The organism is Cobetia sp. 5-11-6-3 (genome assembly GCF_013374055.1).
Classification (GTDB): domain Bacteria; phylum Pseudomonadota; class Gammaproteobacteria; order Pseudomonadales; family Halomonadaceae; genus Cobetia; species Cobetia marina.
Window position 1 is genome coordinate 46234 of sequence record NZ_BLWJ01000003.1, and the last position, 20500, is coordinate 66733.

Below are 20500 nucleotides of genomic sequence, written 5' to 3' on the forward strand. Positions count from 1 at the left end.
TTCCTGGTGCCGACCTGACAGACAACGACGTCCTGACAGGGCGGCACCACGTCACCGGGTACCTGCAAGAGCAGGCAGACCTCAGTTGACGGCGTCTTTCAGTGCCTTGCCAGCCTTGAAGCTCGGCACCTTGGCAGCACTGATTTCGATCGGATCGCCAGTCTGCGGGTTACGGCCAGTACGAGCAGCGCGCTCCTTGACAGTAAAGGTGCCGAACCCGACCAGTGCCACGGTCTCACCTTTCTTCAGGCTATCAGTGACGGTGTCGACCATCGCATCGAGTGCACGGCTAGCTGCTGCTTTCGGAATATCGGCAGATGCAGCAATGGCTTCGATCAGCTCGGATTTATTCACTCTTCACCCCTTGAATTTGCAAAAAAATTACCAGAAATCAGCGCGAAAATTACGGGTGCTAAACGCGATCGCGACGAAGCGGAGTTTATAGCAACGCCCTCAAACGACTGTCAAGCAACCTCACGCGCAAAACCGCACCACGCCGCCGTTTCGACAACGGCATGGCCAGAAATATCCATCAATGTGTACTGATGACTGACTGACGACCACTGGCATCGTCCTGTCGAGATTCATCCGGCTCACTTGAAGACTTTTCCGCCAGAGCCACCTCAAGAACTTCATCGATCCAACGCACTGGGCGAATGTCCAATGCATCCTTGATGGTGTCCGGGACCTCCTTGAGATCACGGCGATTCTCTTCGGGAATCAATACGAGCTTTATACCACCGCGTCGCGCTGCCAGCAATTTCTCCTTGAGGCCGCCGATCGGCATGACTTCGCCGCGCAGGTTGACCTCACCGGTCATCGCCACATCACAGCGCACGGGGCGCCCACAGTAAGCGGACACCATCGCGGTGACCATGGCAGCCCCCGCACTGGGGCCGTCCTTCGGCGTGGCACCTTCCGGCACGTGAATGTGCAGGTCTTCCTTCTCGAAGCGTTCAGCCTCGATACCGAAGGACTCGGCGCGTGCGCGCACGACGGTATGCGCTGCACTGACCGACTCCTTCATCACGTCGCCCAGCGAGCCTGTCTTGCTGACACGGCCCTTGCCGGGCGTGACCACCGACTCGATGGTCAGCAGCTCACCGCCGACGGACGTCCAGGCCAGGCCCGTCACGCGCCCGATCTGGTCCTCGGCATCCGCGAGACCGAAGCTGTACTTGCGGACACCCGCGTAATGCTCGACCTGCTCGGCCTCGAGGTGCATGGAAGACAGCGCACCTTCCTTGGCCTCGGCGACCACGCGCTCGCGCACGATCTTGCGGCAGACCTTGGCGATCTGGCGTTCCAGCTCACGCACACCGGCTTCACGCGAATAGTAACGAATCAGCTCGAGCACGGAGGCTTCACTGAAGGTCAGCTCGCCCGGCTTCAGGCCATTGGCCTTGAGCTGCTTGGGGGCCAGGTAGCGCATCGCGATGGCCAGCTTCTCGTCTTCGGTGTACCCCGGCAGACGGATGATCTCCATGCGATCACGCAGCGGCCCCGGAATGTTCATCGAGTTCGAGGTACAGATGAACAGGGTCTCGGACAGATCGTAATCCAGTTCGAGGTAGTGATCGGCGAACTTGTCGTTCTGCTCCGGGTCCAGCACCTCAAGCAGCGCCGAGGCCGGATCACCACGGTGATCCATGCCCAGCTTGTCGATCTCGTCGAGCAGCACCAGCGGATTCTTGACGCCGGTCTTGGTCATGCGCTGGATGATCTTGCCCGGCAAGGCGCCGATGTAGGTGCGACGGTGGCCACGGATCTCGGATTCATCCCGCACGCCACCCAGCGCCATGCGAGTGTACTGGCGATTGGTGGCGCGAGCGATGGACTTGCCCAGCGACGTCTTGCCGACACCCGGCGGTCCTACCAGACACAGCACCGGCCCCTTGAGCTTCTTGACGCGCTTCTGCACGGCGAGATACTCGAGGATGCGTTCCTTGACCTCGTCGAGACCGTAATGGTCCTCATCGAGCACCCTGGCGGCGTGATCAATGTCGTGACGCACGCGGGTGCGCTTCTTCCAGGGCACGTCGCACAGCCAGTCCAGGTAGGTGCGCACCACGGTCGCCTCGGCGGACGTCGGGCCCATCATCTTGAGCTTGTTGAGCTCCTGATTGGCCTTTTCCTCGGCGTCCTTGGGCATGCCGGCGTCCTTGATGCGACGCTCATACTGCTCGACCTCATTGGGCACGTCATCCAGCTCACCCATCTCCTTCTGGATGGCCTTCATCTGCTCATTGAGATAGTACTCGCGCTGCGACTTCTCCATCTGCTCCTTGACGCGAGTACGAATGCGCTTCTCGACCTGCAGCAGGTCGATCTCGGCTTCGATCAGCGTCATCAGGTGCTCGATGCGGTCGCGCACCTTGTCCATCTCGAGCAGCGCCTGCTTGTCATCGATGCCCAGTGACAGGTGGGCACTGATGGTATCCACCAGGCGACTCGGGTCCTCGATGCCCTGCAGGCTGCCCAGCACTTCATTGGGCACCTTCTTGGACAGCTTGACGTACTGCTCGAACTGGTTGAGCAGAACGCGTACCAGGGTCTCCTGCTCGCGCTCGGACAGCGGCTGGCTGTCACGCAGCACGACATCGGCGATGCTGTGACCGTCGACATGCAGACGAATCGCCTGGATATCGGCGCGTGAGCTGCCCTCGATGAGCACCTTGACGGTGCCATCGGGAAGCTTGAGCAACTGCATGATGTCGGCGACGGTCCCGATCGCGAAGAGATCCTCGGCAGTCGGGTCGTCCTGGCTGGCTTCACGCTGTGCCGCAAGCAGGATCTTCTTGTCGCCTTCCATGGCCACTTCGAGGGCCTGGATCGACTTTTCCCGGCCGACGAACAGCGGAATCACCATCTGGGGATAGACCACCACATCCCGCAGCGGCAGCAGCGGAAGTGTCAGGGTCTGATCATCGTTCTGCTCCATGGCAGACGTTCCTCGGTATTCTGTGGGTGGGCCGCCTCACACGGCTCTCTGATACAGAGACCATGGGGGCAAGGTCATGATTTTGCAATGATCCTGAGACGCATGGGCGGTAACTCAACGCTGAATGAAGCCGCACGCGAGTCATGAGGAACATTGCCAGAGAGGCGAGTGACGAAGGCAAACGCAACGGGGGGCCTTGCGGCCCCCCGTTGGTGCGACTCAGGCCTGGACGCTTCAGCCGTCCTTGCCGGCCACCTTGCCCTGACTCTTCTCTTCGCTCTGGGAGTAGATCAGCAGCGGCTTGCTGTCGCCGGCAATCACTGACTCATCCACTACCACCTTGCTGACATTCTCTTCCGAGGGAATGTCATACATGGTATCGAGCAGCACGCCCTCGAGAATCGAGCGCAGACCACGTGCGCCGGTACGACGCTCGATGGCCTTGCGAGCCACGGCACGCAGTGCGTCTTCACGCAGGTCCAGCTCGACATCTTCCATCTCGAACAGGCGCGAGTACTGCTTGACCAGCGAGTTCTTCGGCTCGGTCAGGATCTGTACCAGCGCGTCCTCGTCCAGCTCGGTCAATGTCGCGATGACCGGCAGACGCCCGACGAACTCGGGGATGAGACCGAACTTGACCAGATCGCTCGGCTCGACATCCGCCAGTACGCGACCAACCGTCTTCTCGTCCTGCTTGCTCTTGACCTCGGCATTGAAGCCGATGCCACCCTTCTCGGCGCGCTCACGGATCACCTTGTCCAGACCGGCGAATGCACCGCCGACGATGAACAGGATGTTGGCCGTGTTGACCTGCAGGAACTCCTGCTGAGGATGCTTGCGCCCGCCCTGCGGCGGCACCGAGGCAGTGGTGCCCTCGATCAGCTTCAGCAGTGCCTGCTGCACACCTTCACCCGAGACATCACGGGTAATGGAAGGGTTGTCAGACTTGCGGGAGATCTTGTCGATCTCATCGATGTAGACAATGCCGCGTTCGGCCTTCTCGACATCGTAATCGCACTTCTGCAACAGCTTCTGGATGATGTTCTCGACATCCTCACCGACGTAACCCGCTTCGGTCAGGGTGGTCGCATCCGCGATGGTGAAGGGAACGTTCAACAGGCGTGCCAGCGTCTCGGCCAGCAGCGTCTTGCCGCTACCGGTCGGGCCGATGAGCAGAATGTTGGACTTGCCCAGCTCCACTTCGTCCGCTGCCTTCTGACCGGCACGCAGACGCTTGTAGTGGTTGTACACCGCGACGGACAACACGCGCTTGGCGCGGTCCTGACCGATCACGTAGTCGTCGAGAGTCGAGCGAATCTCACGCGGCGCCGGCAGGCGATCATCATCACCTTCGGCGTCGGCTTCGAGGACCTCTTCGCGAATGATGTCATTGCACAGATCGACACATTCGTCGCAGATGTAGACGGAAGGTCCCGCGATCAGCTTGCGCACTTCATTCTGATTCTTGCCACAGAAGGAGCAGTACAGCAGTTTGCCGTTCTCGTCCTTGCCTTTGCCGTCAGCCATTCGCGTACCTCTCAATGGCGGTGACTCCCCGGGGAGTCACCGGAAATGCATGTTTACCGACGTCAGGTCAGCCGTGTGCGTGGATCATTCCACGTCCGGACGGCGTTCCAGCACGGCGTCGATCAGGCCGTACTCCATCGCCTGATTGGCGGCCATGAAGTTGTCACGGTCCGTATCGTTGGCGATGGTGTCGAAGTCCTGACCCGTATGATGCGCGAGAATGCGGTTCAGCTTCTCGCGAATGGTCAGGATTTCCTTGGTGTGGATCTCGATGTCCGTTGCCTGGCCCTGGTAGCCACCCAGCGGCTGGTGAATCATCACACGAGAATTGGGCAGCGCGTAACGCTTGTCAGCGGCACCGCCTGCCAGCAACAGTGCCCCCATGCTGGCCGCCTGGCCGATGCATACGGTGGACACGTCGGGCTTGATGAACTGCATGGTGTCGTAGATCGCCATCCCTGCAGTCACGGAGCCACCCGGCGAGTTGATGTACAGATGGATGTCCTTGTCCGGGTTTTCAGACTCGAGGAACAACAGCTGAGCCACGACCAGATTGGCCATGTAATCCTCAACCGGGCCCACAAGGAAGATCACCCGTTCCTTCAGCAGGCGGGAATAGATGTCATAGGCCCGTTCGCCGCGAGCATTCTGCTCGACAACCATCGGAACCAGACCGCCTGCATTCTTGATGTCGAAGTCGTTCATGGGGGCTTCCTTCATCCGATGACATTGATATCCATTGAGCATGCCACTTTACCCTGCCCACTGACCAGAGACCCGGCCGTAGCCGGGTCCTGGAATCACATGCAGAAAGTCAGCACGCTAGGTCAGCAGACAGGTATCAGGCCTGCTCTTCTGCTTCTGCCGCTTCTTCTTCGGCTTCTTCCTGCTGCTGTGCTGCCTGCAGGGCTTCCTGGTAGGACATGGTAACGTCCTTAACCTGAGCCTGTGTCAGCAGCTTGTCAACGGCCTTCTCTTCGAGCAGGACGGACTTGAGCTGGTTGCGAGCCTGTTCGTTGGAACCATAGTACTCGGTGACCTGAGCCGGATCCTGATACTGCTGGGCCATTTCTTCAACGCGAGCGTTGAGCTCTTCGTCGCTGACGTCCATCTCGTTGCTGCTGACGACTTCGCTGAGCAGCAGGCCAGTCTTGACGCGCTGTACGGCCTGGTCCTGGAACAGCTCACCCGGCAGCTGGGAGACGTCGAAGTCTTCGCCCAGACCGAACTGCTGTGCTGCCTGACGCTTCAGGCCGTCGATTTCCTGATCCGCCAGTGCCTGCGGAACGAGGATGTCATTGGCCTTGGTCAGCTCAGCCAGCACCTGCTGCTTGACGCGATTCTCGATCGCGTTCTTCAGCTCGCGCTGCATGTTCTTCTTCACTTCCACCTTGAAGCTTTCGACATCGGCAGCTTCCAGGCCGAACTGGGCGATGAACTCTTCGTTCACTTCCGGCAGTTCCTGAGCCTTGACGGCGTGGACCTTGACCTTGAAGGTCGCTTCCTGACCGGCGAGGTGCTCGGCCTGGTAGTCAGCCGGGAAGGAAACCTTGATTTCCTTGTCGTCGCCAGCAGAAGCACCGACCAGCTGCTCTTCGAAGCCCGGGATGAAGCTGTTGGAACCCAGCACCAGCTCGTGGCCTTCAGCGCTGCCGCCTTCGAAGGCTTCTTCACCGAGGAAGCCTTCGAAATCGATCTTGACCTGGTCGCCGTCAGCGGCAGCGCGCTCGACGTCGGTCCAGGAGGCATTCTGCTTGCGCAGGGTCTCGATCATCTCTTCGACGTCGGCGTCGGTCACTTCGGCCTGCGGACGCTCGATTTCAGCGCCTTCGATCGGCTTCAGTTCGATTTCCGGGTAGATTTCCAGAGTCGCGACGAACTCCAGATCCTTGCCGGCTTCATCGACGGTGGCATCGATCTTCGGCCAGCCAGCCGGGTTCAGTTCGTTTTCGGTGACGGCGGTCACGTAATGCTGGCGCATGATCTCGCCAACGATCTCGTTGCGCACGTCCTTGCCGTAACGCTGTTGCACCACTGCCATCGGCACGTGGCCCTTGCGGAAGCCGTTCAGACGAACGGTCTTGGCGGTTTCCAGAAGACGGGCGTTGACGGCCTGGTCGACTTCAGAAGCCGGCACCGTGATGGTGACCTTGCGCTCGATCGGAGAAGTCGTTGCGACAGAAGCTTGCATGAAAGTTCCTCTACCCACTGGTGGCGTTCGAATCATAAAGGCGAAGATTGTAGAAACCCCGCCACGCGCTGGCAAGCGCGGATATGACCTGCCATATGGTGCCTTGGTCCAAGATATTCAAGGAGCCAGGCCTTTTTCTGCTCCGTCCTCCCGCCTGACAGGCGCATGGAGCGCCCGTCAACCCGGTCAGATCGCAGACGAAGCAGTGCGAAAAAACACGAAAAAAGGGGGAGAAAGCCATTGGCCTTCTCCCCCTTTTGCGGCATGCCGCCCGCCCAAGCGGGACAGGCAGCATCCTGATATTCATCGAGACGTGGGGTGGATGATGGGGTTCGAACCCACGACCACCGGAGTCACAATCCGGGGCTCTACCACTGAGCTACACCCACCACTTCTGGAGGTTGGACAGAAAGCCTGCCGTCTCCATCTCGTTGATACTGCTCAAGCTGACATGCAATGGGGTGGATGATGGGGTTCGAACCCACGACCACCGGAGTCACAATCCGGGGCTCTACCACTGAGCTACACCCACCACTGCATGAACACCTTCACATCGTCTGGTCGCCATCATCAGGCTCAATGAAGAGCAATCCGATTCCCATCATGACAACAATCGCTATCGTGATGGCACGCCCAGCAGGACTCGAACCTGCAACCTACGGCTTAGAAGGCCGTTGCTCTATCCGGTTGAGCTATAGGCGCAGAAACTGATGCTGCGAGTCAACCTCCGGACAAAGCCTTGAATGCGTGTCTCGAAAGACCGAAGTCTTGCGAGGTGCTGCATTCAAATGGTCGGGATAGAGGGATTCGAACCCCCGACATCCTGCTCCCAAAGCAGGCGCGCTACCAGACTGCGCTATATCCCGAAACCGTCTTCAACCGACCGTCGAACCCCGTCGATGCGAGGCGTATTCTACCGAACTTTCGTCTGCGGTCAAGCCCTTACGTGAATTCTTTCCAAAAGAATCGTTTCCCTTCCTGCTGTCACGCCACTGTCATGTCAGCATCCAGTGATACACGCGGGGTGCGCTCCCACCGCCATACGGGCACCTCACTCTCGCCCCTACCCTGGCACCGGGCGAATCAGTGACGACTCACTTCCACTGAGCGGCATCCGTGGCCCGACCATCGGGTCTGAGCTTCTCCTTCTCCTTCTTCTCGAAGCTGATCACGTCGATCGTCCTTTCTACCTCTACCTCTACCTCTACCTCTACTTCTACCTCTTTCTATCTCTTTCTATCTCTCTTCCCCGATCAGGCATCTCACGAACGCCTCGTCTGACGGATCCCTGGAAAACTGACAGAAAGGTCTGACAGAGAGAACTGGCTGAGAGAACCGGCTGAGAGAACCGGCTGAGAGAACCGACAGCTGTGGTCTCATGACATCGAGTTCCAGACTCGTGGGCAATCAGCACCGCTGCCTGCCCACGAGACGCCTCCAAAAGAGGCGATACTTGCATCTGCTTTCGACCAAGGTCGTCATTCGGCGTTGACTGCCAGACAGGGCATGCGAAAATTGTCCCCGGTTTCTCCCCTCCTGCATTTTTGCCTATGAGAAGGAATGATCGCTGATGGCAGCACAACTGATTGATGGCAAGGCCATTGCCGAACGCGTACGCCAACAGGTCGGCCGCCAGGTCGAAGCGCGCCGCGATGCCGGTGAACGAATCCCGGGGCTTGCCGTCGTGCTGGTCGGCGAAGACGCGGCATCCGAGGTCTATGTCCGCAACAAGCACCGCGCTTGCGAGAAGGCAGGCATCCTCTCCACCCAGCACCGTCTGCCTGCTGACACGACCCAACAGGAACTTGAGGCACTGGTCGACTCGCTGAATGACGATGCCAGCATTGATGGCATCCTGGTCCAGCTGCCGCTGCCGGAGCACCTCGACTCACGCCCGATCCTCGAACGGATCCGCACCGACAAGGATGTGGACGGCTTCCATCCCTACAACCTCGGTCGTCTGGCACAGCGCCTGCCGGTGATGCGTCCCTGCACGCCCAAGGGCATCATGACGCTGCTGTCCGAGAGCGGCCTGCAGGTGCGCGGCATGGACGCCACCATCGTCGGCGCGTCCAACATCGTCGGCCGTCCGATGGCGCTGGAGCTGATGCTGGCTGGCTGCACCACCACCGTCTGCCACCGCTTCACCAAGGACCTTGAGAGCAAGGTCCGCCAGGCGGATCTGGTCGTGGTCGGCGTGGGCAAGCCGGGCCTGGTCAAGGGGGAGTGGATCAAGGACGGCGCCATCGTCATCGATGTGGGCATCAATCGCCTCGAGGACGGTTCGCTGGTCGGCGATGTGGAATTCGCGCCAGCCGCGGAGCGCGCCGGCTGGATCACGCCGGTCCCCGGCGGGGTTGGCCCGATGACCGTGGCCTCGCTGCTGGAGAACACCCTGTTCGCCGCCGAGCTGCACGACGCGCGCCTCACCGCCGAGTAACCCCCTCGCCCTTCTCTCTAGCTCGTGATGGAGGCCCGACATGAACGGGCCTTCATCGCGTCTGACTCAGGATCGCATCATGACCCTCAAGACTCTTGGCATCATCGGCGCCATGGCCGAGGAAGTGGCCATTCTCGCCGAGCGCCTGGAAGACAGCACCACCAGCACCCACGCCGGCTCCACCTTCCATGTCGGCCAGCTGCACGGAATGAAGATCGTGCTGCTGCAATCCGGTATCGGCAAGGTCAATGCCGCCGTCGGTGCCTGCCAGATGATCGAGCGCTACCAGCCGGATGCCATCATCAATACCGGCTCGGCCGGTGGTTTCGCGTCTGATCTCGAGATCGGCGATGTGGTCATCTCCAGCGAAGTGCGCCATCACGATGTCGATGCCGTGGTCTTCGGCTATGAGCACGGACAGGTGCCGCAGATGCCGGCGGCCTACCCGTCAGCCCCTGAGCTGGTCAAGGTCGCGCGCGAGTGCGTCGAGGCCCAGGGAGAGATCAAGGCGCGTGAAGGCCTGATCTGCACCGGCGACATCTTCATGTCCGACCCGGAACTGGTCGCGCTGACCCGCTCACGCTTCCCGAGCATGCTGGCCGCCGAGATGGAAGCCGCCGCCATCGCCCAGACCTGCTACCTCTACGACATGCCGTTCGTGGTCATCCGTGCGCTGTCCGACATCGCCGGCAAGGACAACAACAGCCAGTCCTTCGAGGAATTCCTGCACGTGGCCGCACGCCAGTCCTCGCGCATGGTCGATGCCATGGTCAAGCGACTCGCCAGCTGATCGCAGACGGCTCGAAAGCGGTGCTGGTCGACAGCGCACAAAAAACCGCCGCCCCTCATGGGACGGCGGTTTTTTCATGCTGACATCGCATCACGCCAGTGACATCAGCCTTCCAGCACCCAGGTCGTCCCCTCACGGGAGTCCTTGAGGATGATGCCCTGTGCGGCCAGCTCGTCACGGATGCGATCCGCCCCCGCGAAATCCTTGGCCTTCTTGGCGGCGGCACGCGCCTCGATCTGCGCCTGGATCTCGTCTTCAGACAACGCCAGTGCCGCAGTATCGCCCTTGAGGAAGACTGCCGGGTCCTGCCCGAACAGACCCAGCAGACCGCCCAGCGAGATCAGCTCGAAGGCCAGCGCCGGCGCCTGCTGCGGTGCTTCCTTCTTGGCACGGTTCAGCTCGCGTGCCAGCTCGAACAGCACCGACAGCGCACCCGCCGTATTGAAGTCGTCATCCATGGCGGCCACGAAGCGTGCCCGCCAATCGCCTGACACCTCGCCTTGCTCGGGCGTGACAGTCTCGAGCGCATTGTAGAAGCGCTCCAGCGAGCGACGCGCCTCATCCAGCGAGTTGGCTTCATAGCTGATCGCGCTGCGATAGTGGCTGGCCACCAGCAGGTAACGCACCACTTCCGGGTTGTGCTGCTCCAGCACGTCACGAATGGTGAAGAAGTTGCCCAGCGACTTGGACATCTTGTCCTGACCGACACGCACCGCGCCGGCATGCATCCACACGTTGGCGTACTGCTGGCCCGTGGCGGCCTCGGACTGGGCGATCTCGTTCTCGTGATGGGGGAAGGTCAGGTCCGGCCCGCCGCCGTGGATATCGAAGGTGTTGCCCAGGCAGCAGGTCGACATCGCGGAGCACTCGATATGCCAGCCAGGACGCCCCTCCCCCCAGGGCGACGGCCAGCTGGCCTCGCCCGGCTTGGCAGCCTTCCACAGCACGAAGTCGAGCGGATCTTCCTTGGCTTCCTCGACCTCCACCCGCGCACCGGACTGCATGTCATCGAGCTGACGGTTGTTGAGCTTGCCGTAGCCCTCGAAACGACGCACACGGTAGTAGACATCACCGTTGCTGGCCGCATAGGCATAGCCCTTGTCGATCAGCGTCTCGGTCATCGCGATGATGTCAGCGATGTGCGCGGTGGCACGCGGCTCGAGGTCAGGACGCAGAATCCCCAGGCGCCCTTCATCTTCATGCATCGCCTGGATCATGCGCTCGGTGAGCGCATCGAAGGCCTCGCCATTCTCGTCGGCGCGCTTGAGGATCTTGTCGTCGATGTCGGTGATGTTGCGCACGTAGGTGACGTCATACCCGCGCGCACGCAGGTAGCGCGTGATGACATCGAAGGCCACCATCACACGCGCATGCCCGATGTGACAGAGGTCATAGACCGTCACGCCACAGACGTACATGCGCACCTTGTTGCCTTCCAGTGGCACGAAAGGTGCCTTGGTCCGGCTCAGGGTACTGTAGATGGACAGTGTGCTCGCGGCATCTTCGAGTGGAATCATTCAGTCATCGCCCTTGGCTACTTTGCTGACAGAAAGCTGTCAGCCTTTCAAAATGGAACGGCCCGCAGGCCGGTCATGCATCTTCGTCACAGAAGGTACAGGATCAGACTGCGGGCCGTGAAGCAGGTCACGAAAGCGTGACGACAGGGCTCCCGCGGGAGCCCGCCGACCATCACCCCTTCTTCTGTGCCTTGGCCCAACCGTCCTTCAGGCTGACGGTGCGGTTGAAGACCAGCGCGCCATCGACGCAGTCATGACGATCCGCCACGAAGTAGCCGATACGCTCGAACTGGTAGCGCGTTTCCGGCGCGGCATCGCGCAGACTCGGCTCACCGAAGCCCTTGACGATGCTCAGCGACTGCGGATTGAGGTGCTCAAGGAAATCGACATCCTTGTCACGGTCCGGCTCGGCTTCCAGGAACAGATTCTCGTACTGACGCACCTCGACCGGCACTGCATGCTCGGCGCTGACCCAATGGATGACACCCTTGACCTTGCGGCCTTCCGGGTTCTTGCCGAGGGTATCGAGGTCGACACTGCACCGCAGCTCGACGATCTCGCCGGCGTCATCCTTGATCACTTCATCACAGCGGATGACGTAACCGTTGCGCAGACGCACTTCCTTCTCGGGCGCGAGACGGAAGAACTTCTTCGGCGCGTCTTCCATGAAGTCATCCGCGTCGATCCACAGCTCACGGGTCAGCGGAATCTGACGCGTGCCCATGTCATCACGCGCCGGATGGCCGGGGACCTCGAACACTTCCTCATGGCCTTCCGGCAGGTTGGTCAGCACCACCTTGAGCGGGTTGAGCACGCACATGGCACGCAGCGCGTTGTCTTCCAGGTCCGAGCGAATGGCGTGGTGCAGCATGCCGATCTCGACCATGCCGCCGTCAGCACGGCTCACGCCGATCATGTCGCAGAACTTGCGGATGGAAGCCGCGGTATAGCCACGACGGCGCATGCCGGAGATGGTCGGCATGCGCGGATCATCCCAGCCATCGACCACGCCTTCATCCACCAGCAGCTTCAGCTTGCGCTTGGAAGTGACGGTGTAATCCAGGTTCAGACGCGCGAACTCGATCTGACGCGGCGTGCTCGGCACCGGCAGATTGGCGAGGAACCACTCGTACAGCGGGCGGTGGTCTTCAAACTCCAGCGTACAGATGGAGTGCGTCACGCCTTCCAGTGCATCGGATTGACCGTGGGTGAAATCATAGGACGGATAGATCTTCCACTTGTCGCCGGTCTGATGGTGGCTGGCATGACGGATGCGGTAGAGGATCGGGTCGCGCAGATTGATGTTGGGCGCGGCCATGTCGATGCGCGCACGCAGCACCTTCTCGCTCTCGCCGAACTCGCCCTTCTTCATGCGCTCGAGGAGATCGAGATTCTCCTCGGGGCTACGCTCACGGTAGGGGCTGGGACGTCCCGGCTCCTTGAGCGTGCCACGGTATTCACGGATCTCGTCCGGTGAGAGGTCATCGACATAGGCCTTGCCTTCGCGCACCAGGTGCTGGGCCCAGGCATAGAGCTGATCAAAATAATCGGAGGCGAAGCGCACCTTGCCGGCCCACTCGAAGCCCAACCACTCGACGTCTTCCTTGATGGCGTCGATATAGGCCTGCTCTTCCTTGGCCGGGTTGGTGTCATCGAAGCGCAGGTGACAGTCGCCACCGAGCTGTTGCGCCAGACCGAAGTTCAGACAGATCGACTTGGCGTGCCCGATGTGCAGGAAGCCGTTGGGCTCCGGCGGGAAACGCGTGACAACCTTTTCGGCGCGGCCGGCGTCGAGTTCTTCGCGGATCTGGTTCAACACGAAGTTCGGGGCGCTCTGGGTCTCGGTACTCATGAAGTTTCGCTGCACCTCTGTGTGGTTCTTGGGCGTCGTGTTCCGGGACGTCACGGGGACTGGCACTGGGTAGCAGGCGATCGTGACGCGCGCTGGCGTGCGTCTCCGGGGCCTGCCGCCCCCTCAGGCTTTCGTCTCAGGATACAAAGCCGCTATTATAGCGCGACGCCCGCAGGCGATGCCATGAGGCCCCGCCTGCCTGACACTTGAGCAAGACAGATGACCGGGAAATTCGCATGATCGTTCTTCACACCAACTACGGCGACATCACCCTCGAACTCAACCACGAGAAGGCCCCGAAGACTGCGGCCAACTTCGAGCAATACGTGCGTGAAGGCCACTACAGCAACGTCCTTTTCCACCGCGTCATCCCGGGTTTCATGGTTCAGGGCGGTGGCTTTGACACCGACTTCAACCAGAAGCCGACCAACGGCGTGATCGAGAACGAAGCCGACAATGGCCTCAAGAACGACCGCGGCACCGTGGCCATGGCACGTACCATGGATCCTCACTCCGCCAGCGCCCAGTTCTTCATCAACGTCAATGACAACGACTTCCTGAACTTCACCAGCAAGACCAGCCAGGGCTGGGGTTACTGCGTGTTCGGCAAGGTCGTCGAAGGCATGGACGTGGTCGAGAAGATCGAGGCGGTCAAGACCACGCGTCGCGACGGCCACGCCGACGTGCCGGCAGAAGACGTGATCATCACCAGCGCCGAAATCACCGAATAAGCGATTTCCGCTGATCGCGCCTCACCGCGTACCTGCCGCCCGGCCTTGCCTCGTGATATCGAGCGTCAGGCCGGGCGGTTTGCGTTGCTCTCTCACTCGGCCTCTTCCGTCGCCTGCTGCGCATGACGACACCCGCCCCGACCCGTGGACCTGACCATGACTGCCACCACTCTGTTCATCTCCGACCTGCACCTGCAGCCCGAGACTCCCGAGATCGCCCAGGGCTTTCTCGACTACATGGCGCGCCTGGCGACCTGCGAACCTGCGGTGGATCGCCTCTACCTGCTGGGGGATATCTTCGAGGTATGGGTCGGCGATGATTATCGCGACGACTTCACCCAGCGCATGAGCGAAGCCATGCAGCGCGTCTCGGCCCGCGGCACCAGGCTCTACTTCATGCACGGCAATCGCGACTTCCTCATCGGCGAGACCTTCGCGGCCGAGGCCGGCGTGACCCTGCTGCCCGACCCGAGCGTGATCGAGCTCGACGGCGAGCGCGTGCTGCTGATGCATGGCGACAGCATGTGTACCCGCGATGAGGCTTACATGAAGTTTCGTGCCATGACGCGCGACCCTCAGTGGCAGGCACAGATTCTGGCCATGCCGCTGGAGCAGCGACTGGCCCTGGCCCAGTCACTGCGCATGCAGTCCGGCGAGACCAACAGCGAGAAGGATGAGGCGATCATGGACGTCACGCCCGAGGAAGTGGTTCGCGAGATGCGCGAGCACGGCGTGCGCACCCTGATCCACGGCCACACCCATCGCCCGGCGGTACATGAACTCGAGATCGATGGCGAAGCGGCGCGCCGCATCGTGCTGGGCGACTGGCGCCCCGGTACCGCCTTCGACATCATTGCCTGCGGCCAGGGACCGACCCTGCGGGAATTCGCATTGCCACTGTGTGATGCGATCACCCACGGCTGATCGCTCGCAACGCCCATGAAAAGCCCCCGTTGCCTTGAGTGGCAACGGGGGCTTTTCCTTGTCCAGCCTCGGCTTGCGAAGCGACTGGCGCCGTTCAGAGTCTGCTCAGCCCGGAGCGCCGGGCGTGCGCGTCAGGCCGGCGAGGACGCCTTGCGACGCGCACGCCCTTCCACCGCCTCCACCAGCTGATGCCACCCCAGTACCGCGGGTGCATCCGTTGCCGGCAGCTCATCCAGCAGTGCCTTGAGGCGCTCGCAGCGCTCGGTATCCTGCGCATCGACCAGCCTCAACCAGGCAGCGAGCCCCATTGCTTCATGATGCGGATTTTCCTGCTCGATGGAGTAGGCCAGGCCCTGCTCGATCAAGGAACGCACCTTCTCGCTCGGCAGACCTTGAGCGGCACGCAACGCGGCCACCAGGTAGCTGACCTCTGCCAGATAGAAGGAGTTGCGCTCCTGAGCCACCAGCAGCACCTTCTCCATGTACTCTTCGGCCGCCGAATGCTCGCCCAGCGCCATCACGGCATCCATGTACCAGAGATTGGGCCGCTGATGCCGCTCACGCCCGGTCAGCTCGGCGAACTCGTTGATGCTGGACTGCAGCATCGCGAGCCCGTCGCGGTCGCCGTTCATCGCCCGCGCCCAGCCAAGCACGCCATGCGCCGCCATGTGCCAGAGGTGCAGATCCGCGGAGCGGGTCAGCTCCAGCGCCCGCTCGGCACGCTGGGTGGCCAGATGGGTATGCCCCAGCTGACGATAGAGCGAGGTGGAGAACATCAACGCCATGGCCAACGAGCCCGGCTGACCGATGGCCTCCGCCATGCGGATGGCCGCCTCGGCCTGCTGCTCGGCCTGCACGTAGTCAAAGCGCAGGCAGGACGTCCAGCTCTGCAGACATGCCGCTGCCACCTGAGGGTGATCACTGAACGGCAACCATTCGAGCACCATGGGATTGTGGACCGGATCGATCTCATCGAGATGCTCACCTGCCACGCGTACGCGACCGGCCCAGAATTCGCAGTGTGCCCGCGCATAGTCGGCCAGACGACGATAACGGCCATCCGACAGCTCTTCCGCCAGATCACTCAGGCCCGAGGCCAGCGCGAAGGCATCCGCATGCGCATGGCGCTCACTGCAACCGACCCACAGTCCCCACTTCACGATGAAGGCCTGCTCGAGATCCGGCTCATCATCTTCCAGCAGCGCCGGACTGTTGAGCAGATTGCGCGCCTGCACGAAGCTCTCGTGCGCGATGCGGGAACCATGCCCTTCCAGCGCGAAGCCGGCCTGGCCGCGCACGGTCAGCAGGCTCACCTCGCGCTCCTCCTGCCCTTCGACATGCTTGAGACACGCCAGACCACTGTCGGCCATCTTGAGCGCGGTACGGTTGGCGCTGATCTTGAGCGCTTCACGTGCCGACAGCTCGAAATAGCGCGCAGCACGACTGAAGTTCTGTGACTTGCGCAGATGGACGGCGAAATAGCCGGGGTGACGGCTGATCCAGGCAGGATGCTTGTCCTCGATGAGGGCCACGACCTGCAGGTGAATGCGGCGACGCACGTCACGCGGGCAGGACAGATAGGCCGCTTCCTGGATCAGCTGGTGGGTGAACTGGTAGTCGAATTCACTATCGTTGCCACAGGCCTCGATGATCTCCAGGCGCTGCATGCTCTCGATGGAACGCTTGAGGCGCCCTTCCTCGAATTCGCAGCTCTGGCGCAGGAAGCTCAGCTTGAAGACACGTCCCAGCACGGCGGCGGCGTGGGCCACATCGCGGCCTTCTTCCAGCTGGTCGATACGGCTGGACAGCAGGCCGATCAAGCCCTTGGGCAGCTCGTCGAGCTGCACCGGACGCCCCTCACGGCGATCCATGTCGAGACGACGACAGATCTCCTGCAGGTAGAGCGGCACACCATCGCAGCGCTCGATGAGCTGGCTGCGCATGCGCGGGCTGAGATGCAGACGATAGCGACGCGACAGATGCGACAGCAGACGCGAGACCTGCATCGGGTCCAGGCGACCCAGCGAGATATGCTGGTCCCAGTTGAGCTTGACGGCAAGGCTGTCGCGGCCGTTGTGGCTGGCCGCCAGCATGAAGCCGATGTTGATGGGCAGGCGCGCCTGCAGTCCCGCCAGCACCTTGAGCGACGGTTCATCGAGCCACTGCAGGTCGTCGATCATCATCACCAGCGGACGCAGGCTTGCCGATTTCTCGATCACCAGATGCAGCACACGCACCACACGCTCGACCGTCTCGCTGCTCTGGATCAGGGATTCATCTTCCGAGGCCTCCTCCGCGGTCCCCAGCACCGCATGGAAGGAGCGACGCACGTCCTCGTCGAGAGCCTGCAAGGCCTCGGAGGATTCAAATACCTGTTCGACGCCATCACGATCCACATGACCATCGAGGCGCCAGCGCATCAGGGTGCGCACCACGCTGTAGGGTTCCAGCTGCGAGAGGCGAGTCGTCGGCATCCAGCACAGGCCCACGTCCTGACTCTGTTCGAGCTGCCGGAAGTTGACCATCAGGGCCGACTTGCCCATGCCGGAGTTGCCGCTGACCAGCACGCTCTGACGCAGCCCGATACTGGCACGCGCCAGCGCATCGCGCAGACGGCGCAGCTCGCCTTCACGTCCGATCAGTGTCGGCAGTGACGCCTCACGATGCCCCACGCTGCTGCTCAGGACCAACGCGCGCAGACGCACTCGTCCGTCCGCTGCCAACAGGCGTGACGTGAGACGTGGCTGCAGATCCAGTGCGGGAGGCATGTGCTGACTGGCCTCCTGGGAAATCACCAGCTCGCTGCCTTCGGCCGCCGTCATCAATTCCAGGGAATACTGGGTCACCTGGCCAAGCGGGTCGGCCAGCTGACGCTCCGGCAGATAGATGACCTGCCCGGAGTGGAGACCCGCCGACAGCGAGAAGACCGGCGGCTTGCCTTCGCCATCCCAGATCCGCTCGATCTCATCCGGCATCGCCTTGCTGCAGTGCTCATAAAGCGCCACGAGCTCTGCCAGCTGATGGGCCGGGCCATGCGTGCCGAAGCACGCCAGGCCGACGCCACCCGTGGCACCCGGCAGCCAGAAACCGCCCAGGTGGTGGCATTGCTGCTCCAGCCAGCGCAGCAGCTCGATCTGCAGGGTCAGACTGGCGCGGGCCCAGACGCGATCGCGATGACTGTCCTTGACGCTGAGGCGAATCGCCATGACCGACAGCTGACGGTGGTCGATCTCGTCTTCACGCAGCGGCGCGCTGTCCAGCGACAGCGTGCGAGAAATGGCGCCCTGCGGCGTGAGCGCGCCCATCTGCTCGCTCTTGCCATCGGACCAGTAACGGGCCAGCTGCAGGAATCCCGGATCAGGCTGCTGACCGGAGAGTGCCAGCTGTTGCAGGAAGGCATTGAACTGCTCATGCGCCGCAGCCGACTGACCATCTTCCGCGAGCTGACGTACCAGGCGTTCATGGAAGGGGCCATATCCGGAGAAGCGGCTCACCAGGGTCCGCAGCACATCGTCCGGGACCGGCTCATCGGTCGCCAGTACTCGCTCGGCATACTGGATGACGCGCTGACGCCATTCGCCGCGCACCTTGATCATCCAGCGCTGGAATTCCGGGCACTGGGTCAGGGCAAGCTCTTCGACGAGATCGCCCCGGTAGAGTCCCAGCACCTCGTTGAGCGTCGCCACCGAGGGCGGCGCCAGCAACAGGCCGTTGAGCTCGTCGAGATCCAGCTCCCAGTAATCCGGAATCGACAGCGCGATCGTCTGACGTGAGACCGTCAGAAGATTGTCGGCCTCCTCCCCCAGGCTCTGACGCAGGCAATGCAGGGCATGGCGCAGGTTGGTGCGGCCCGAGGATAGCCCCTGATCCGGCCATAGCAGCTCTGCCAGCCCCGCCCGCGAGACGGCCTGATCATGCAGCAGAAGATGCAGCAACAGTGCCTTGACCTTGTCGTAGCTGAACTGCGTCAGCGTGTCATCGCCCAGGGTCAGCTGGAAATGTCCCAGCAGCGCCAATTGAGCTTGACCAGATGTTTCCTGCGTCATGTGTCATCCATTTCAAAGTCGCGAACGAAACGCCAGCCCAGCCATGGCGCCGGAGGTCCCCTGTTCTTGAGCCTTGCCTTGTGTCTGTACTGCCTCAACTCACCTGGCTTGAGGCGTTTTCCACCCGATTCATGACGGGGATGCCGCTGTGGAAACGGAAGCTGACATCAGGACGCTCGATCAGCTCCTTCTCCACCGCACGCAGTACCGCAAGACGGGATTCCAATGGTTCCTTGCTGTAACGCTCGGCCAACATGAGGTAATCCTCATAATGGCGTCCCTCAGACTTAACCAAAGTGCGATAGAACTTTGCAAGCTCGGGCTCAAGATACGGGATCAGACGCGCGAATCGCTCGCAGGACCGCGCTTCGATCAATGCCCCGATCAGCAGGATATCCACCAGCCGCTGAGGGTCTTCCTTGCGCACCTGCTGACGCAGTCCTTCTGCATATCCGGAAGCCTTGATATGACGATAGACGATTCCACGCCTTTCCATCAGTCCTACCACCTGCTCGAAGTGCAGAAGCTCCTCTCGAGCCAGCTGTGACATCTTGCTCAGCAGCAAGGGGTGGTCCACATAGCGGTACATCAGACTCATCGCGGTGGAGGCCGCCTTCTTCTCGCACTGCGCGTGGTCGATCAGCAACAGCTCAGGATTGTCGAGCGCCGCCTCTACCCAGGCGTGCGGTGTGCGGCAACCGAGAAAGGCCAGCAGGGAGTCCGGCAGCAGTGCATCGGTATCCTCGTTGCTCGGCCCCTGCGGCGCCTTGATGACGCGTGAAAGCTCATGGGCCATCCGAGCGTCATGCTCATCCGTCGCGAAACGCTCGCGGTCAGTCATCAGGGTCATGCCATCGTCCATCATGTCAGTCTTTTCTCTTGCCAGCGTCATCTTGCGTTGCATCAGAAGGATGACCTGCCGGACTCACTTCATTATTGGCCCGCTTTGCCGCTTCCACCATGATTTCATCGTTTATTCGCGAAAAAAGCTGTTCCGGCTCAAGTTCTTCGCCGCCACTGCACGGCGTGATGCCATAGGCAGAGAGGTCACGGATCCTGGTGCGTCCCACCCGCAGGAGCTCCACCGCACGTGACAGCGCCGACTGATCCTCACGAAAACGAATCCGGTGGCGCGTCAACTGTTCTGCCAGCGCCGCCTCGTCATGCACGTACAGCCAGCGCCCGGCGACGTCACTGCGCAGCGCATCCAGCTCGCGCATGCGCTGCGTGCGCTGCTCACTGTCATACCCGAACCAGTCGAGGATCTCCTGGTCATGGCGCTGGCATCCACGACAGACGTTGTCACCCACCGTGGTGGAACACACCCCGACGCAGGGAGAAAGAATACGGCTCATGCTGCCCTCGGCTTGCGGCGAAATTTCAGGAAAAAGGATAACAGCATCATACCGTGCGCCTGCTGAGCTCGACAGCGGTGCCCGGAGACCGCAAGGCTCGAGTCACCTCGACGCGACATCGGGCGATGCGAGCCGCGCCATGCCTGAAGCGCGACAAAGAAATGCAATATCAAGCTGTTAAGGTCG

At 61.5% G+C, this 20500-nt stretch carries 14 protein-coding genes and 4 tRNA genes; 4 read left to right on the forward strand and 14 right to left on the reverse strand.

The genetic code is table 11. From position 1 onward, the window contains the following. Window positions 1-81: 81 nt before the first annotated feature. From HXS66_RS06060 to HXS66_RS06100, 9 genes are all read right to left on the reverse strand, one after another. Window positions 82-354: an HU family DNA-binding protein gene (locus HXS66_RS06060; RefSeq protein WP_065392603.1), complete on the reverse strand. Its 273-nt coding sequence runs from the start codon at window positions 352-354 to the stop codon at window positions 82-84. A gap of 178 nt (window positions 355-532) precedes the next feature. Continuing rightward, a complete protein-coding gene (lon, locus tag HXS66_RS06065; RefSeq protein ID WP_176503101.1) occupies window positions 533-2941 on the reverse strand; it encodes an endopeptidase La in 2409 nt (802 codons plus the stop codon). 234 nt (window positions 2942-3175) lie between these two features. Beyond that, on the reverse strand, window positions 3176-4468 hold the full coding sequence (gene clpX, locus HXS66_RS06070) for an ATP-dependent Clp protease ATP-binding subunit ClpX (RefSeq protein WP_077374762.1): 1293 nt from the start codon (window positions 4466-4468) through the stop codon (window positions 3176-3178). Window positions 4469-4552: 84 nt separating this feature from the next. Then, window positions 4553-5173 carry an ATP-dependent Clp endopeptidase proteolytic subunit ClpP gene (clpP, locus tag HXS66_RS06075; RefSeq protein WP_065392597.1) on the reverse strand — a complete coding sequence of 207 codons (621 nt, stop codon included), beginning with the start codon at window positions 5171-5173 and terminating at the stop codon, window positions 4553-4555. Window positions 5174-5309: 136 nt separating this feature from the next. Continuing rightward, window positions 5310-6659, reverse strand: coding sequence for a trigger factor (gene tig / locus HXS66_RS06080; RefSeq protein ID WP_077374765.1), 1350 nt, complete (start codon window positions 6657-6659; stop codon window positions 5310-5312). 314 nt (window positions 6660-6973) lie between these two features. Further along, window positions 6974-7048, reverse strand: a tRNA-His gene (locus HXS66_RS06085). Between the two features lie 68 nt (window positions 7049-7116). Continuing rightward, a tRNA-His gene (locus tag HXS66_RS06090) sits at window positions 7117-7191 on the reverse strand. A 93-nt stretch (window positions 7192-7284) separates the two neighbouring features. After that, window positions 7285-7361: transfer RNA gene (locus tag HXS66_RS06095), tRNA-Arg, on the reverse strand. Between the two features lie 87 nt (window positions 7362-7448). Further along, a tRNA-Pro gene (locus tag HXS66_RS06100) sits at window positions 7449-7525 on the reverse strand. 704 nt (window positions 7526-8229) lie between these two features. Here HXS66_RS06100 and folD point away from each other — a divergent pair. Further along, on the forward strand, window positions 8230-9099 hold the full coding sequence (gene folD, locus HXS66_RS06105; RefSeq protein ID WP_077374768.1) for a bifunctional methylenetetrahydrofolate dehydrogenase/methenyltetrahydrofolate cyclohydrolase FolD: 870 nt from the start codon (window positions 8230-8232) through the stop codon (window positions 9097-9099). A 79-nt stretch (window positions 9100-9178) separates the two neighbouring features. Next, window positions 9179-9889, forward strand: a complete 711-nt coding sequence (gene mtnN / locus HXS66_RS06110; protein WP_077375597.1) for a 5'-methylthioadenosine/S-adenosylhomocysteine nucleosidase — start codon at window positions 9179-9181, stop codon at window positions 9887-9889. 104 nt (window positions 9890-9993) lie between these two features. On the opposite strand, the gene cysS is transcribed toward mtnN, so the two are convergent. After that, complete coding sequence (cysS, locus tag HXS66_RS06115) at window positions 9994-11376, reverse strand: cysteine--tRNA ligase (RefSeq protein WP_084209639.1); 1383 nt, start codon at window positions 11374-11376, stop codon at window positions 9994-9996. A gap of 202 nt (window positions 11377-11578) precedes the next feature. After that, window positions 11579-13258 carry a glutamine--tRNA ligase/YqeY domain fusion protein gene (locus HXS66_RS06120; protein ID WP_077374771.1) on the reverse strand — a complete coding sequence of 560 codons (1680 nt, stop codon included), beginning with the start codon at window positions 13256-13258 and terminating at the stop codon, window positions 11579-11581. A 236-nt stretch (window positions 13259-13494) separates the two neighbouring features. Between HXS66_RS06120 and HXS66_RS06125 the strand changes: the two genes are divergently transcribed. Together HXS66_RS06125 and HXS66_RS06130 are read left to right on the forward strand one after the other, a co-directional pair. Continuing rightward, the gene (locus HXS66_RS06125) at window positions 13495-13989 is read left to right on the forward strand and encodes a peptidylprolyl isomerase (RefSeq protein WP_043331309.1); all 495 of its coding nucleotides are present in this window, start codon (window positions 13495-13497) and stop codon (window positions 13987-13989) included. Between the two features lie 156 nt (window positions 13990-14145). Next, the gene (locus HXS66_RS06130; protein ID WP_176503102.1) at window positions 14146-14913 is read left to right on the forward strand and encodes a UDP-2,3-diacylglucosamine diphosphatase; all 768 of its coding nucleotides are present in this window, start codon (window positions 14146-14148) and stop codon (window positions 14911-14913) included. A 131-nt stretch (window positions 14914-15044) separates the two neighbouring features. Here the strand turns inward: HXS66_RS06130 and HXS66_RS06135 are convergent, their stop codons facing one another. From HXS66_RS06135 to HXS66_RS06145, 3 genes are all read right to left on the reverse strand, one after another. Further along, a complete protein-coding gene (locus tag HXS66_RS06135) occupies window positions 15045-18959 on the reverse strand; it encodes an AAA family ATPase (RefSeq protein ID WP_136938714.1) in 3915 nt (1304 codons plus the stop codon). Window positions 18960-19053: 94 nt separating this feature from the next. Continuing rightward, window positions 19054-19755: a tRNA-(ms[2]io[6]A)-hydroxylase gene (locus HXS66_RS06140; RefSeq protein ID WP_176503244.1), complete on the reverse strand. Its 702-nt coding sequence runs from the start codon at window positions 19753-19755 to the stop codon at window positions 19054-19056. 70 nt (window positions 19756-19825) lie between these two features. After that, window positions 19826-20314 (reverse strand): DUF1289 domain-containing protein, encoded by a 489-nt coding sequence (locus HXS66_RS06145; protein ID WP_077374777.1) that lies wholly within the window; start codon window positions 20312-20314, stop codon window positions 19826-19828. Between the last annotated feature and the right edge of the window lie 186 nt (window positions 20315-20500).

Bases quoted from the DNA above. Each gene is read 5' to 3' on its own strand.
- lon (WP_176503101.1), bottom strand. From the start codon at position 2,941: ATGGAGCAGAACGATGATCAGACCCTGACACTTCCGCTGCTGCCGCTG.
- clpX (WP_077374762.1), bottom strand. From the start codon at position 4,468: ATGGCTGACGGCAAAGGCAAGGACGAGAACGGCAAACTGCTGTACTGC.
- clpP (WP_065392597.1), bottom strand. From the start codon at position 5,173: ATGAACGACTTCGACATCAAGAATGCAGGCGGTCTGGTTCCGATGGTT.
- tig (WP_077374765.1), bottom strand. From the start codon at position 6,659: ATGCAAGCTTCTGTCGCAACGACTTCTCCGATCGAGCGCAAGGTCACC.
- folD (WP_077374768.1), top strand. From the start codon at position 8,230: ATGGCAGCACAACTGATTGATGGCAAGGCCATTGCCGAACGCGTACGC.
- mtnN (WP_077375597.1), top strand. From the start codon at position 9,179: ATGACCCTCAAGACTCTTGGCATCATCGGCGCCATGGCCGAGGAAGTG.
- HXS66_RS06120 (WP_077374771.1), bottom strand. From the start codon at position 13,258: ATGAGTACCGAGACCCAGAGCGCCCCGAACTTCGTGTTGAACCAGATC.
- HXS66_RS06125 (WP_043331309.1), top strand. From the start codon at position 13,495: ATGATCGTTCTTCACACCAACTACGGCGACATCACCCTCGAACTCAAC.
- HXS66_RS06130 (WP_176503102.1), top strand. From the start codon at position 14,146: ATGACTGCCACCACTCTGTTCATCTCCGACCTGCACCTGCAGCCCGAG.
- HXS66_RS06135 (WP_136938714.1), bottom strand. From the start codon at position 18,959: ATGACGCAGGAAACATCTGGTCAAGCTCAATTGGCGCTGCTGGGACAT.
- HXS66_RS06140 (WP_176503244.1), bottom strand. From the start codon at position 19,755: ATGGCCCATGAGCTTTCACGCGTCATCAAGGCGCCGCAGGGGCCGAGC.
- HXS66_RS06145 (WP_077374777.1), bottom strand. From the start codon at position 20,314: ATGAGCCGTATTCTTTCTCCCTGCGTCGGGGTGTGTTCCACCACGGTG.